The following is a 14,592-nucleotide window of genomic DNA, read 5'->3' on the forward strand; positions in this document are numbered from 1 at the left end:
CTCACAGGATCCGCACCGGTCAGTTCCTATGTGCCCGAATTCAGGGCACCTTCCCCAACGGAAAAACCGGTAAGGACTTATGTGCGGATTAGCTGGAGAGTTTCGTTTCACCCCTGTAGCCAACACACCACGCCCGGCGGACCTGGCCGCGGTCGAACGGATGACCCATCACCTGGCGCCCCGCGGCCCGGATGCCTGGGGCTTCCATAGCCAGGGGCCCATCGCCCTGGGCCATCGGCGCCTGAAGATCATGGACCTGTCCGACGGCTCGGCCCAGCCCATGATCGACAGCCAGCTGGGCCTGTCGCTGGCATTCAACGGCGCCATCTACAACTTCCCCGAGCTGCGCGCCGAACTCGAAAGCCTGGGCTATGCCTTCTACTCGGACGGCGACACCGAAGTGCTGCTCAAGGGCTACCACGCCTGGGGCGCCGATCTGCTGCAGCGCCTGAACGGCATGTTCGCCCTGGCGATCTGGGAACGTGACAGCCAGCAGCTGTTCCTCGCCCGCGACCGCCTGGGGGTCAAGCCGCTGTACCTGTCGCGCACCGGCGAACGCCTGCGCTTCGCATCGAGCCTGCCGGCCCTGCTCAAGGGCGGCGACATCAACCCGGTGCTCGACCCGGTGGCACTCAACCACTACCTGAACTTCCACGCCGTGGTGCCCGCCCCGCGGACCCTGCTGGCGAACATCGAAAAGCTGCCACCGGCCACCTGGATGCGTATCGACGCCCAGGGCCGCGCCGAGCAGCACGTGTGGTGGAACCTGCACTACGGCCCACGCACCGATGAACAGCACCTGACCCTGGAAGACTGGCGCGACCGCGTGCTCGACAGCACCCGCGAAGCCGTTGCAATCCGTCAGCGCGCGGCCGTGGATGTCGGCGTGCTGCTCTCGGGCGGCGTCGACTCCAGCCTGCTGGTCGGCCTGCTGCGCGAAGTCGGGGTCGAGGACCTGTCGACCTTCTCCATCGGCTTCGAAGATGCCGGCGGCGAACGTGGCGACGAGTTCCAGTATTCGGACCTGATCGCCAAGCACTACGGCACCCGCCACCACCAGTTGCGCATCGACGAGCGCGAAATCATCGAGCAACTGCCAGCCGCGTTCCGCGCCATGAGCGAGCCGATGGTCAGCCACGACTGCATCGCCTTCTACCTGCTCTCGCGGGAAGTGGCCAAGCACTGCAAGGTGGTGCAGAGCGGCCAGGGTGCCGACGAGCTGTTCGCCGGCTACCACTGGTACCCGCAGGTGGACGGCGCCAAGGACCCGTACGCGGCCTACCGCGAGGCCTTCTTCGACCGCAGCTACGACGAGTACCGCGACACCGTGCAGCCGGCCTGGCTGCTGGGCAATGACGCCGCCGGCGACTTCGTGCGCCAGCACTTCGCCCAGCCCGGCGCCAGCGCGGCAGTCGACAAGGCCCTGCGCCTGGACAGCACGGTGATGCTGGTCGACGACCCGGTCAAACGGGTCGATAACATGACCATGGCCTGGGGCCTGGAGGCTCGCACGCCGTTCCTCGACTACCGGCTGGTGGAGCTGTCGGCGCGGGTGCCGGCCCAGTTCAAGCTGCCCGATGGCGGCAAGCAGGTGCTCAAGGAAGCCGCGCGACTGGTCATCCCCAGTGAAGTCATCGACCGCAAGAAGGGCTACTTCCCGGTACCGGGCCTCAAGCACCTGCAAGGCGCCACCCTGGACTGGGTACGCGAGCTGCTGCTGGACCCGAGCCAGGACCGCGGCCTGTTCAACCCGGCCATGCTCGACCGCCTGCTCAGCGACCCGCATGGGCAACTGACGCCGCTGCGCGGCTCCAAACTGTGGCAACTGGCCGCGCTGAACCTGTGGCTCAGCGAACAAGGAATCTGATCGATGAAAGCCCATGCCTCACCCTATGGCCAGCGCCTGCTGCGCGGCCAGGTGCCGTCCTATGAACGCCTGCAGGCGCAACTGGCCGGCGACGGCAGCGACCCGCACGACCAGCCGCGCTGGTTGCATTGCGGTTGGGGCCGGCTGCTGATCGGCCACACCTACCCCGACCCGGCCAGCCTGGCGGCGGCCCTGGCCAAGGAGCAGCCCGGCGAGCGCGATATCGCGCTGTACGTGGCCGCCCCCCAGCAGGTACTGGCCCAGGCGCCGCAACAGCTGTTTCTCGACCCCTCCGACACCTTGCGCCTGTGGTTCAGCGACTACCGCCAGGCGCAGCGAGTGTTTCGCGGCTTTCGTATCCGCCGCGCACAGAGCGACAGCGACTGGGCAGCCATCAACGAGCTGTACGTGGCCCGTGGCATGCTGCCGGTCGACCCGGCGCTGATCACTCCGCGCCACCAGGGCGGCCCGGTGTACTGGCTGGCCGAAGACGAGGACAACGGTGCGGTGATCGGCAGCGTGATGGGCCTGAATCATCAAAAGGCCTTCGACGACCCGGAGCACGGCAGCAGCCTGTGGTGCCTGGCCGTGGACCCCAACTGCACCCGGCCCGGGGTCGGCGAAGTACTGGTACGCCACCTGATCGAACACTTCATGAGCCGCGGGCTGAGCCACCTCGACCTGTCGGTGCTGCACGACAATCGCCAGGCCAAGCGGCTGTACGCCAAGCTGGGCTTTCGCACCCTGCCCACCTTCGCGGTCAAGCGCAAGAACGGCATCAACCAGCCGCTGTTCCTGGGGCCGGGGCCGGAGGCCGGGCTCAACCCCTATGCGCGGATCATCGTCGAGGAAGCCTACAAGCGCGGCATCGATGTGCAGGTGGACGATGCCACCGCCGGGCTGTTCACCCTCAACCACGGCGGACGCCGGGTGCGCTGCCGCGAGTCGCTCAGCGACCTGACCACCGCCGTGAGCATGACCCTGTGCCAGGACAAGAGCCTGACCCACAAGGTGCTCGAAGCCGCCGGCCTGAGCCTGCCGGCGCAACAGCTGGCGGGCAACGCCGCCGACAACCTGGCCTTTCTGGAAGACCACGGCGCGGTGGTGGTCAAGCCGCTGGATGGCGAACAGGGCAACGGCGTGGCGGTCAACCTGACCTGCCTGCAAGACCTGGACGCCGCCATCGAGCACGCGCGCCAGTACGACAGCCGCGTGTTGCTGGAAAGCTTTCATGAAGGGCTGGACCTGCGCATCGTGGTCATCGGCTACGAGGTGGTGGCCGCCGCGATTCGTCACCCGGCCTCGATCGTCGGCGACGGCCAGCACGCCATCGGTGCGCTGATCGAAGCCCAGAGCCGCAGGCGCCAGGCCGCCACCGGTGGCGAAAGCAAGATCCCGCTCGACGCCGAGACCCAGCGCACCCTGCACGCCGCCGGGGTCGACTACGACACCATTCTGCCCGCCGGCCAGCGCCTGGCCGTACGGCGTACCGCCAACCTGCACACCGGCGGCTGCCTGGAGGACGTCACCGCACGCCTGCACCCGACCCTGGTGGATGCCGCCGTGCGGGCCGCCCGCGCCCTGGACATTCCGGTGGTCGGCCTGGACCTGATGGTCAAGGCCGCCGACCAGCCCGACTACGTGTTCATCGAAGCCAATGAACGGGTCGGTCTGGCCAACCACGAACCCCAACCCACTGCCGAACGCTTCGTCGACCTGCTGTTCCCGCACAGCCGGCCGGTGCCGTGACAACGCCCCACGAGGAGTCCGCATGCCTGATCAATTGCCCGAACCGGACCTGACCTATCTGCAGAAGGTCCTGCTGGAAATGCTCGCCATCCCCAGCCCCACCGGCTTCACCGACACCATCGTGCGCTACGTGGCCGAGCGCCTGGAAGAACTGGGTATCCCCTTCGAGCTGACCCGGCGCGGCACCATCCGCGCCACCCTCAAGGGCCGCAAGAGCTCGCCCGACCGCGCCGTTTCGGCGCACCTGGACACCATCGGCGCCAGCGTGCGCACCTTGCAGGACAACGGCCGCCTGGGCCTGGCCCCGGTCGGCTGCTGGTCGAGCCGTTTCGCCGAGGGCAGCCGGGTCAGCGTGTTCACCGACACCGGCGTGTTTCGCGGCAGCGTGTTGCCGCTGATGGCAAGCGGGCACGCCTTCAATACCGCGGTCGACCAGATGCCGGTGAGCTGGGAGCACGTCGAGCTGCGCCTGGATGCCTACTGCACCACCCGCGCCGACTGTGAAACCCTGGGCATCGGCATCGGTGACTTCGTGGCCTTCGACCCGTTGCCCGAGTTCACCGAAAGCGGCCATATCAGCGCCCGTCACCTGGACGACAAGGCCGGCGTCGCGGCGCTGCTGGCCTCGCTCAAGGCCATCGTCGAAAGCGGCATCCAGCCACAGATCGACTGCCATCCGCTGTTCACCATCACCGAAGAAACCGGCTCGGGGGCCGCCGCCGCATTGCCGTGGGACGTCAGCGAATTCGTCGGCATCGACATCGCCCCGGTCGCCCCCGGCCAGCACTCCAGCGAACACGCGGTCAGCGTGGCCATGCAGGACTCCGCCGGCCCCTACGACTACCACCTGTCGCGCCACCTGCTGAGCCTGGGCCGCGAGCACAACCTGCCGGTGCGCCGCGACCTGTTCCGCTACTACTTCAGCGACGCGCATTCGGCGATCACCGCCGGGCATGACATCCGTACCGCGCTGCTGGCGTTCGGCTGCGACGCCACCCACGGCTACGAGCGCACCCATATCGACAGCCTGGCTGCCCTCAGCCGCCTGCTCAGCGCCTACCTGCTCAGCCCGCCGGTGTTCGCCAGCGATTCCAAGCCCACCGGCAGTTCGCTGGAAAGCTTCAGCCACCAGCTGGAACACGACGCACAAATGGAAAGTGATACCCGCGTACCGGCGGTGGACAGCCTGGTTGGCCAAAAAGGCTAGCCACATGCAGGCCACATGCAGGAAAGGTTTCGCGTAGCATGTGCGAAACCTTTCCTGATTCTGTAGCTTTTTTATGTTGATACCCTACGACCAGCTCGAAGCCGACACCCTCACCCGCCTGATCGAAGACTTCGTCACCCGCGACGGTACCGACAATGGCGACGACACCCCGCTGGAAACCCGTGTACTGCGCGTGCGCCAGGCGCTGGCCAAGGGGCAGGCGGTGATCCTGTTCGACCTGGACAGCCAGCAGTGCCAACTGCTCGCCAGGCATGAAGTGCCCCGCGAGCTGCTGGACGATCAGTGATCAGGCGCCCAGGCCGCCCTTGCCCAGTTGCTCGGCGATACGCCGATAGATTTCTGCACGGTGCACCTCCACATCGCGTGGTGCGCAGATGCCGAAACGCACCGTGTTGCCGTCTACCGACAGCACCTTGATCTTGATGTCGTCATCGATGGTGATGACCTCGCCGACTTCGCGCCCTATGACCAGCATTCTCCAATCCTCCACATCAGGGGAGAGTGAAGACTGAACCGGGTGCTGAAACGGTTCAACGCTCTGACAGGCAAATAGACAATTCCCACAACTTTGCGGGAATTTGCCTACAAGATCCTACCCGCTCAGCTGTTTTGCAAACGTGGTCCGATCACGATGATGGTGGCGCCGATCACGCACAGCAGCGCACCGAGCCAGTCGCTGCCCATCGGCCGGGCACGCTCCACCACCGCCAGCCACAGCAGCGAAGTGACGATATAGATGCCGCCATAGGCGGCGTAGGCGCGCCCGGCGTAGGCCGCCTCGACGCGGGTCAGCAGCAGGCCGAACAGGGTCAGGCTGAGCAGCGCGGGGGCGATCCACCAGCCGCTCTTGCCCAGCCGCAGCCACATGTAGAAGGCATAACAGCCGGCGATCTCGAACACCGCCGCCAGAAAGAACCACACATAATTCATCACGTCCGCTGCTACCCGCGCAAAAGCGCCTAGCATACCGTAGCGAACAGCCTACGCCTGCGTCTGACGCCCCTTGGCACGCATTCGCACGGCCATCTCGGCCATTTCGTCATACAGCGCCTGCGGGTCGCGCTGCTTGAGCTGCCAGGCCAGGCACCCCTGCTCGTGGGGCAGAATCATGAAGTCACCGCGCGCCACCCCCTCGTAGATATAGCCGGCAATGTCGCTGGCGCTGATCGGCGAGCTTTCCAGCAGTTTGCCCACCTGGGCCTTCATTGCCGGGGTGGGGCCGCGGAACGAATCCAGCAGGTTGGTCTGGAAGAACGACGGGCACACCACGTGCACCGCCACCTGCTGCTGGCGCAGCTCCACCAGCAGGCTTTCGGACAGCGCCACCACCCCGGCCTTGGCCACGTTGTAGTTGCTCATGGCCGGCCCCTGCATCAGCGCCGCCATGGACGCGATGTTGATGATGCGGCCCTTGCTGCGTTCGAGCAGCGGCAGGAACGCCTTGCAGCCCTTGACCACGCCCATCAGGTTGATCGCGATCTGCCAGTCCCAATCTTCCAGCGACAGCTCGGCAAAAAAACCGCCCGACGCCACCCCGGCGTTGTTGACGATCACATCGATGCCGCCGAGCTTTTCTTCGCAGGCCTGGGCCAGGGCGGTGAGCTGGCTGTAGTCGCGCACGTCGCAACGCTGGACGAAGCCCTCGCCGCCCGCCTCGCGCACCAGCGCGAGGGTCTGCTGCAGGCCGGCCTCGCCGATGTCGCTCAGGGCCAGTTGCCAACCCTCGCGGGCCCAGCGTAGGGCAATCTCGCGGCCAAGGCCGGACCCGGCGCCAGTGATCATCATGCGGTTTTGCATAGCCGGATGCCTTGTTCCTGAAGTTGAAGGCCAGTGTAGCGAAGGGTGCAGCGACGCCCACGCTGTATCAGGATGCTGAATGGCGCGGGCAAACACATATCGAACTAAACTTTTAGTTGCCTGTGGGAGTCCGAATTAACAGGCGGACATGAACGTCATGACCGAAGAGATGGATCGCAACTGCACACGCTGATTACCGTACTCAACAAAAGGACTCTGCCATGGGCACCATACTTATCATCATCCTGATTTTGCTGTTGATCGGTGGCTTACCCGTTTTCCCGCACTCCAGAAGTTGGGGCTACGGCCCGTCCGGCATCATTGGTACCGTGCTGATCATCCTGTTGATCCTGTTGTTGCTCGGCAAGATATAGAAACCCGGGGGTGCAATGGCCCCCACATAAAAAAACGGCCCGAAGGCCGTTTTTTTATTGCTCAGGACTCAGTGCGAAACAGCACCGCTTGCCCCCAGGCCGGTTTGCGACCGGACAAACTGCGGGAAGAACAGCGCACGCTCGTCATCCGCTGCCTTGGACTTGTCGGTAACCGAGAAGAACCAGATACCGGCAAAGGCAATCAGCATCGAGAACAGCGCCGGGTACTCATACGGGTAGATGGCTTTCTCGTGACCCAGGATCTGCACCCAGATGGTCGGACCGAGCACCATCAGGCCCACCGCACTTACCAGCCCCATCCAGCCGCCGATCATGGCGCCACGGGTGGTCAGCTTCTTCCAGTACATCGAAAGCAGCAGTACCGGGAAGTTGCAGCTGGCCGCGATCGAGAACGCCAGGCCGACCATGAACGCGATGTTCTGGCTTTCGAACAGGATACCCAGGCCGATGGCCAGCACACCCAGTGCGACGGTGGTGATCTTCGACACGCGGATCTCGTCCTTGTCGTTGACCTTGCCCTTGCGCCATACGCTGGCATACAGGTCATGGGACACCGCCGAGGCACCGGCCAGGGTCAGGCCGGCAACCACTGCCAGGATGGTGGCGAAGGCCACTGCCGAGATGAAGCCCAGGAAGATGCTGCCGCCCACGGCGTCGGCCAGGTGCACCGCAGCCATGTTGTTGCCGCCCAGCAAGGCGCCTGCTGCGTCCTTGAAGTCCGGGTTGGTGCTGACCAGCAGGATCGCGCCGAAGCCGATGATGAAGGTCAGGATGTAGAAGTAGCCGATGAAGCCGGTTGCATACAGCACGCTCTTGCGCGCTTCCTTGGCGTCGCTCACGGTGAAGAAGCGCATCAGGATGTGCGGCAGGCCAGCGGTACCGAACATCAGCGCCAGGCCCAGCGAGAACGCGGAGATCGGGTCTTTGACCAGGCCGCCCGGGCTCATGATCGCCTCACCCTTGGGGTGAACCTTGATCGCCTCGGAGAACAGCGCATTGAAGTCGAAGTTGACGTGCTTCATCACCATCAGCGCCATGAAGCTGGCACCGGACAGCAGCAGCACCGCCTTGATGATCTGTACCCAGGTGGTTGCGAGCATGCCGCCGAACAGCACGTACATGCACATCAGGATACCCACCAGGATGACCGCCACGTGGTAGTCCAGGCCGAACAGCAGCTGGATCAGCTTGCCGGCGCCGACCATCTGCGCGATCAGGTAGAACGCCACCACCACCAGCGAGCCGGAGGCCGACAGGGTGCGGATCTGCTTTTGCCCGAGGCGATACGAGGCCACGTCGGCAAAGGTGTACTTGCCCAGGTTGCGCAGGCGTTCGGCGATCAGGAACAGAATGATCGGCCAGCCCACCAGGAAGCCGATCGAGTAGATCAGGCCATCGTAGCCGGAGGTGTATACCAGTGCGGAAATACCCAGGAAGGAGGCTGCCGACATGTAGTCGCCGGCAATCGCCAGGCCGTTCTGGAAGCCCGTGATTCGCCCGCCTGCGGCGTAGTAGTCAGAGGCCGACTTGTTACGCTTTGAAGCCCAGTAGGTGATGCACAGGGTGGCACCGACGAAGGCGACGAACATCAGGATCGCCGAGACGTTCAGGGGTTGTTTGTGCACCTCGCCGGTCAGGGCGTCGGCGGCCCAGACGGCAGGCGCGAAAGCGCCAAAGGCCAGTGTTGCCAGTAGACGCCGGATCATTGCTGAGCCTCCTTCAGGATCGCGTTGTTCAGCTCGTCGAACTCACCGTTGGCACGACGTACGTAGATGCCGGTCAGCACGAAAGCCGAAACGATCAGACCCACACCCAGCGGGATACCCCAGGTAATCGAGGAGCCGGGGCTGAGCTTGGCACCCAGAATCTGCGGGCCGTAGGCAATCAACAGGATAAAGGCGGCGTAGAGGCCGAGCATGATCGCCGAGAGAATCCAGGCGAAGCGTTCACGTTTTGAAACCAGCTCCTTGAACCGCGGGCTGTTTTGTATCGAGAGATAAATGCTGTCGTTCATTGTTTTTGTCCTCGCAGCACAGATTGGGTAGTACCACGCCACTTTATGCTGCCTTGGGACGCACTCCAGACGACCTTAGTCTTAGATGTAAAACTCTTTTACCGGCTACGTAACAGCCGCCCATGCAAAGGGCCGCGCGGTGGCAAAACACCGCGCGGCCCTGGAAGGTGCCAGATAGAGGCCTCAGGCCATTATTTTGCGGTCCACTCGGCGACCCGCTCGGGGTGCTTGGCGACCCACTCCTTCGCCGCAGCGTCCGGCTTTGCGCCTTCCTGGATGGCCAGCATGACTTCGCCGATCTCGTCCTTGGATTGCCACGAGAACTTCTTCAGGAACGCTGCGACTTCCGGCGCCTTCGTATCGAGTTCCTTGCTGCCGATGCTGTTGACCGTCTCGGCGGCGCCGTACACGCCTTTGGGGTCTTCGAGAAAACGCAGCTTCCACTTGGCGAACATCCAGTGCGGCACCCAGCCGGTGACCACGATGGGCTGCTGCTTGGCGTAGGCGCGCCCCAGTTCAGAGGTCATGGCAGCGCCGGAGCTGGCCTGCAGCTTGTAGCCGGCAAGGTCGTAGTCCTTGATCGCCTGGTCGGTCTTGAGCATCACCCCGGACCCGGCGTCGATGCCGACGATCTTCTTCTTGAAGCCGGCATCGCTTCCGAGGTCGGCGATCGACTGCGCCTTGACGTATTCGGGCACGATCAGGCCAATCCTGGCGTCCTTGAAGTTGGGGCCGTAGTCGACCACGTTGTCCTTGTTCTTGGCCCAGTATTCGCCATGGGTCACCGGCAGCCAGGCCGACAGCATCGCATCGAGCTTTCCGGTGGCCACCCCCTGCCACATGATGCCGGTGGCCACCGGCATCAGCTTGACGTCATAACCGAGCTTCTGCTTGATCACCTCGGCCGCCACATGGGTGGTCGCCACGCTGTCGGACCACCCATCGACGTAGCCGATGCTTACTTCCTTGGCCATGGCCAGGCTGGTGCCCATGGCCAGTATCAGGGCAGTGCCCGCCCCCAGGAGTCGTCGCATTTTCATCAAGGCATCCCCTCGTCACGTCACGGAACCTGCATCATCAACCGCCACTGGCGGCCAACCTGCTCTGTCAGCGACGTCGAAACATCGAGAAACGACATCACAACGCCAGCCAGGCCCGCTACCGGCCGGCATTTGCAGGTAGTATTGGCGGCTTTGTTTCCTGACCGGTCCGCGCCATGCCCTCGACTGCCCGCTTCCCGCTGCTGCCCTACCTGTTTGCCTGCCTGCTTGGCCTGTTCGCGTTGGGCGGGCTCTGGTACGGGCTCGGCAAGCCGGTATCGCTGCCGGACGCCGCCAGCCCCACGCACAAGCTGCAATGCGTCTCCTACACGCCCTTCGACAAGGACCAGTCGCCGTTCGACCAGCCCTTCACCCTGCGCCCGGAGCGCGTGGAGGCCGACCTCGCCCTGCTTGCACAGCGCTTCGAATGCATCCGCACCTACTCGATGACGGGCCTGGAAGCGATCCCGCAGCTGGCGCGCAAGTACGGCCTGAAGGTGATGTTCGGGGCCTGGGTGAGTGCCGACCCGCTGGTCACGGCCAAGGAGATCAAGGCCCTGATCGCCACCGCCAATGCCAACCCGGACATCACCCGCGCCGTGATCGTGGGCAACGAGGTGCTGTTGCGCAAGGAAGTGACGGGCGATCACCTGGCCGATCTGATCCACCAGGTGAAAAGCCAGGTGCAGGTACCGGTGACCTACGCCGACGTGTGGGAGTTCTGGCTGCAGCACCCACAGATCGCGCCGCAGGTGGACTTCGTGACCATTCACCTGTTGCCCTACTGGGAAGATGATCCCAAGGGCATCGACGATGCGCTGGCCCACGTTGGCGAGATCCGCCAGGTGTTCGGCAACCGCTTCGCGCCCAAGGACGTGATGATCGGCGAAACCGGCTGGCCCAGCGAAGGGCGCCAGCGCGAAACCGCCCTGCCCAGCCGGGTCAACGAAGCGCGCTTCATTCGCGGGTTCGTCGCCATGGCCGAGCAGAATGGCTGGCATTACAACCTGATCGAAGCCTTCGACCAGCCGTGGAAGCGCGCCAGCGAAGGCGCGGTGGGCGGTTACTGGGGGCTGTACGATGCCGACCGGCAGGACAAGGGCATACTCGAAGGCCCGGTGAGTAACCTGCCGTTCTGGCCGCAGTGGCTGGGCATCGGCGTGCTGCTGTTCGCCGCCACCCTGGCCCTGGCCGGGCCGGTGCGCGGCGTGCGTGGCGCCCTGGCGCTGCCCTTGCTGGCCGCACTGGGGGCCGCCAGCCTGGGGTTGTGGGGCGAGCTGGTACGGGTCAACAGCCGCTTCGTTGGCGAGTGGTTGTGGGCCGTGCTGCTGGCGGGGCTCAACCTGGTGGTACTGGCCCATGGCGCGCTGGCGCTGGCACAGCGCAGTGGCTGGCGTGAGCGCCTGTTCGCCTGGCTGCAGGCGCGTGCCGGCTGGTGGGTGATGGCGGCCGGCTTCGCGGCGGCGGTGAGCATGCTGGCGCTGGTGTTCGACCCGCGCTACCGCAGCTTCCCGAGCCCGGCGCTGGTGCTGCCGGCGGTGGTGTACCTGCTGCGACCGGTGCGGGTAGCACGCGCCGAGGTGGCCTTGCTGACCTTCATCGTGGGCGCCGGGATTGCGCCGCAGCTGTTCATCGAGGGCTTGAGCAGCCAGCAGGCGCTGGTGTGGGCCCTGGTGAGCGCGCTGATGACCGCGGCGCTGTGGCGCTGCCTGCGGATCAGGCAGGGCTGAGCGTCGGCTCTTCGACGGCAAGGCCGGCTCTGCAGGGAGACGTTGAACCCGGTAGGCGCCGGCCTTGCCGGCGAACGATACAGCGTGAGCCTCAGGCCGTGCGCCGCACCAGCCGCAACCCCGCCAGCACCAGCGCGAACGCCGCCAGGCTCACGGTGTACAGCGCCAGTGCCGGCAGCCCGAACACCAGTGACAGCACCGCCAGCCACCAGCCGGCCCGACGCGGCACCAGCGTCGCCACCACGGCCAACCCCAGGGCGACCCAGCCCAGCACCCGCAAGTGGATCATCAGGCCCAGCGTGGCGCGCAACTGGCACTCCCAGCTCACCTGGGGCGAGCTGCACACACCGACCCACCTGACATCCTCCATGAAGCCGTAACGCACCCCATAGCAGGCCGCAGCCCACAGCGACAGGCACACAAGCAAGGCAATCAGCGGCAAACGGCGGGACATGACAACTCCGGAAACAGGAAAACGGCGCCCAGCATAATCCCCCACCGGGCCTGTGCAAGGCAAAAGCGGCGGCCTGAGCTACTTTTATCAGCAAAGAAACAAAACCCGCTGTTGCCCTGGCACTGGCCCGCACGGCAACATCGGGGACGGTAAATGCCGGGGCACAAGGCAACTTTGCCGATAGCACGAGTGTCCTAGCCTGCAGTACACACTTTGCCTTGCCTTTCCTGGGGATCCGTCATGCTTCGATCACTGCGCCTTGCTGCCCTGCTGGGTGGCCTCTTGATGAGTGCGGCCGCGTCTGCGGTGGATGTCGATGCGGCCACCTATGGCTACCCGCTGACCAATCCCTTCGAGGCGACGATCGCCTCCACACCGCCCGACCTGCGCCCCGAACTGCCGACCGACGATGACATCGATCAGTCCGACTACAGCCTCAACCTGCGCCCCGAACGCGAGTTCACCCTTCCGGACAACTTCTGGGCGGTCAAGAAGCTGCGCTATCGCCTGGCCCGACAGGACCACGAGGCGCCGCTGATCTTCCTGATCGCCGGTACCGGCGCGCCCTACACCAGCAGCCTCAACGAGTACCTCAAGCGCCTCTACTACAAGGCCGGCTACCACGTGGTGCAGCTGTCCTCGCCTACCAGCTTCGACTTCATCAGCGCCGCCTCGCGCTTCGCCACCCCGGGCGTGAGCGCCGAAGACGCCGAAGACCTGTACCGGGTGATGCAGGGCGTGCGCGCCCAGCACCCGCGCCTGCCTGTCAGCGAGTACTACCTCACCGGCTACAGCCTCGGTGCCCTCGACGCAGCCTTCGTCAGCCACCTGGACGAAACCCGGCGCAGCTTCAACTTCAAGCGCGTGCTGCTGCTCAACCCGCCGGTCAACCTCTACACCTCGATCAGCAACCTCGACAAGCTGGTGCAGACCGAGGTCAAGGGCGTGAACAACAGCACCACCTTCTATGAACTGGTGCTGACCAAGCTCACCCGCTACTTCCAGCAAAAAGGCTACATCGACCTCAACGACGCACTGCTCTACGACTTCCAGCAGTCGCGCCAGCACCTGAGCAACGAGCAGATGGCGATGCTGATCGGCACCTCGTTCCGCTTCTCGTCCGCCGATATCGCCTTTACCTCCGACCTGATCAACCGCCGCGGCCTGATCACCCCGCCCAAGTACCCGATCACCGAAGGCAGCAGCCTCACGCCGTTCTTCAAGCGTGCGCTGCAATGCGACTTCGACTGCTACCTGACCGAGCAGGTCATCCCCATGTGGCGCGCCCGCACCGATGGCGGCAGCCTGCTGCAGCTGATCGACCAGGTGAGCCTGTATGCCCTCAAGGACTACCTGCAAAACAGCCCGAAAATCGCCGTGATGCACAACGCCGACGATGTGATCCTGGGCCCCGGCGACATCGGCTTTCTGCGCAGCACCTTTGGCGACCGCCTGACCCTGTACCCGCATGGCGGGCACTGCGGCAATATCAATTACCGCGTCAACAGCGACGCGATGCTGGAGTTTTTCCGTGGTTAAAAAACTTCTGATCGTGACGGCGTTGCTCGCCGCAGGCCTGGTACAGGCCGATGAGATCCCGGCGCGAGCCAGCGTGATCGAAGCCGACGGCTTCACCGATCCGCTCAAGGAACTCAAGTTCAACCCCGGCCTGGACCAGCGCGAGTTCGAGCGTTCGACCCTGACCGCGCTGAACGTCTACGACCCGTTCGAGTCGGTGAACCGTCGGCTGTACCACTTCAACTACCGCTTCGACCAGTGGGTGTTCCTGCCGGTGGTCAATGGCTACCGCTACATCACCCCAAGCTTCGTGCGCACCGGGGTCAGCAACTTCTTCAGCAACCTGGGCGATGTGCCCAACCTGCTCAACAGCCTGCTGCAGTTCAAGGGCAAGCGCTCGATGGAGATCACCGCGCGCCTGCTCTTCAACACCACCCTGGGCGTCGCCGGCCTGTGGGACCCGGCGACCAAGATGGGGCTGCCGCACCAGAGCGAAGACTTCGGCCAGACCCTGGGCTTCTATGGCGTGCCGGACGGCCCGTACCTGATGCTGCCGATCCTGGGCCCGTCGAACCTGCGCGACACCGGCGGGCTGGTGGTCGACTACAGCGCCGAGAACTGGATCAACTTCCTCAACATGGCCGAGGTCAGCAGCGACAACCCGGAGGTCTGGGTACTGCGCGCCATCGACAAGCGCTATACCACCAGCTTTCGCTACGGCCAACTGAACTCGCCGTTCGAGTATGAAAAGGTGCGCTACGTGTACACCGAGGCACGCCGCCTGCAGATCGCCGAGTAGC

15 protein-coding genes are annotated in these 14,592 nt (G+C 64.7%); 8 read left to right on the forward strand and 7 right to left on the reverse strand.

The features are described 5' to 3' along the window. The first annotated feature begins 79 nt into the window (after nt 1-79). The 4 genes from NP552_RS20375 (at nt 80) to NP552_RS20390 (ending at nt 5,130) form a co-directional block, all read left to right on the forward strand. On the forward strand, nt 80-1,867 hold the full coding sequence (locus NP552_RS20375) for an N-acetylglutaminylglutamine amidotransferase (RefSeq protein WP_088514039.1): 1,788 nt from the start codon (nt 80-82) through the stop codon (nt 1,865-1,867). A gap of 3 nt (nt 1,868-1,870) precedes the next feature. Beyond that, complete coding sequence (gene ngg / locus NP552_RS20380) at nt 1,871-3,616, forward strand: N-acetylglutaminylglutamine synthetase (RefSeq protein ID WP_058541030.1); 1,746 nt, start codon at nt 1,871-1,873, stop codon at nt 3,614-3,616. A gap of 22 nt (nt 3,617-3,638) precedes the next feature. After that, nucleotides 3,639-4,823 (forward strand): osmoprotectant NAGGN system M42 family peptidase, encoded by a 1,185-nt coding sequence (locus NP552_RS20385; RefSeq protein ID WP_043862659.1) that lies wholly within the window; start codon nt 3,639-3,641, stop codon nt 4,821-4,823. Nucleotides 4,824-4,896: 73 nt separating this feature from the next. Next, nucleotides 4,897-5,130, forward strand: coding sequence for a YheU family protein (locus tag NP552_RS20390; RefSeq protein WP_043862658.1), 234 nt, complete (start codon nt 4,897-4,899; stop codon nt 5,128-5,130). Here the strand turns inward: NP552_RS20390 and csrA are convergent, their stop codons facing one another. The 3 genes from csrA to NP552_RS20405 all read right to left on the reverse strand — a co-directional run bounded on the left by csrA (nt 5,131) and on the right by NP552_RS20405 (nt 6,641). Further along, nucleotides 5,131-5,319 (reverse strand): carbon storage regulator CsrA, encoded by a 189-nt coding sequence (gene csrA, locus NP552_RS20395; RefSeq protein ID WP_043862657.1) that lies wholly within the window; start codon nt 5,317-5,319, stop codon nt 5,131-5,133. 125 nt (nt 5,320-5,444) lie between these two features. After that, nucleotides 5,445-5,777, reverse strand: coding sequence for a YnfA family protein (locus tag NP552_RS20400; RefSeq protein WP_054915866.1), 333 nt, complete (start codon nt 5,775-5,777; stop codon nt 5,445-5,447). A gap of 48 nt (nt 5,778-5,825) precedes the next feature. After that, a complete protein-coding gene (locus NP552_RS20405) occupies nt 5,826-6,641 on the reverse strand; it encodes an SDR family oxidoreductase (RefSeq protein WP_213606106.1) in 816 nt (271 codons plus the stop codon). Between the two features lie 221 nt (nt 6,642-6,862). Between NP552_RS20405 and NP552_RS20410 the strand changes: the two genes are divergently transcribed. Then, nucleotides 6,863-7,015 (forward strand): DUF3309 family protein, encoded by a 153-nt coding sequence (locus NP552_RS20410; RefSeq protein ID WP_010224169.1) that lies wholly within the window; start codon nt 6,863-6,865, stop codon nt 7,013-7,015. A gap of 68 nt (nt 7,016-7,083) precedes the next feature. On the opposite strand, the gene NP552_RS20415 is transcribed toward NP552_RS20410, so the two are convergent. The 3 genes from NP552_RS20415 to NP552_RS20425 form a co-directional block, all read right to left on the reverse strand. Beyond that, complete coding sequence (locus NP552_RS20415) at nt 7,084-8,742, reverse strand: cation acetate symporter (RefSeq protein WP_043862654.1); 1,659 nt, start codon at nt 8,740-8,742, stop codon at nt 7,084-7,086. Continuing rightward, on the reverse strand, nt 8,739-9,050 hold the full coding sequence (locus tag NP552_RS20420; protein WP_043862653.1) for a DUF485 domain-containing protein: 312 nt from the start codon (nt 9,048-9,050) through the stop codon (nt 8,739-8,741). Before NP552_RS20420 ends, NP552_RS20415 begins: the two co-directional genes overlap by 4 nt. Before the next feature lie 191 nt (nt 9,051-9,241). Continuing rightward, entirely contained in the window at nt 9,242-10,090 is an 849-nt protein-coding gene (locus NP552_RS20425) for a glycine betaine ABC transporter substrate-binding protein (RefSeq protein ID WP_054915868.1), read from the reverse strand. 176 nt (nt 10,091-10,266) lie between these two features. Here NP552_RS20425 and NP552_RS20430 point away from each other — a divergent pair, with 176 nt between their 5' ends. After that, nucleotides 10,267-11,820: a glycoside hydrolase family 17 protein gene (locus NP552_RS20430; RefSeq protein WP_088514036.1), complete on the forward strand. Its 1,554-nt coding sequence runs from the start codon at nt 10,267-10,269 to the stop codon at nt 11,818-11,820. 91 nt (nt 11,821-11,911) lie between these two features. On the opposite strand, the gene NP552_RS20435 is transcribed toward NP552_RS20430, so the two are convergent. Beyond that, a complete protein-coding gene (locus NP552_RS20435) occupies nt 11,912-12,274 on the reverse strand; it encodes a hypothetical protein (RefSeq protein WP_043862650.1) in 363 nt (120 codons plus the stop codon). A gap of 240 nt (nt 12,275-12,514) precedes the next feature. On the opposite strand from NP552_RS20435, the gene NP552_RS20440 reads away from it, so the two are divergent. Together NP552_RS20440 and NP552_RS20445 are read left to right on the forward strand one after the other, a co-directional pair. Beyond that, on the forward strand, nt 12,515-13,813 hold the full coding sequence (locus NP552_RS20440; RefSeq protein WP_043862649.1) for a serine/threonine protein kinase: 1,299 nt from the start codon (nt 12,515-12,517) through the stop codon (nt 13,811-13,813). Then, complete coding sequence (locus NP552_RS20445; RefSeq protein WP_054915870.1) at nt 13,806-14,591, forward strand: MlaA family lipoprotein; 786 nt, start codon at nt 13,806-13,808, stop codon at nt 14,589-14,591. Before NP552_RS20440 ends, NP552_RS20445 begins: the two co-directional genes overlap by 8 nt. Nucleotide 14,592 lies beyond the last annotated feature (1 nt).

This window comes from Pseudomonas sp. 8209, assembly GCF_028682105.1.
Taxonomy (GTDB): Bacteria; Pseudomonadota; Gammaproteobacteria; order Pseudomonadales; family Pseudomonadaceae; genus Aquipseudomonas; species Aquipseudomonas palmensis.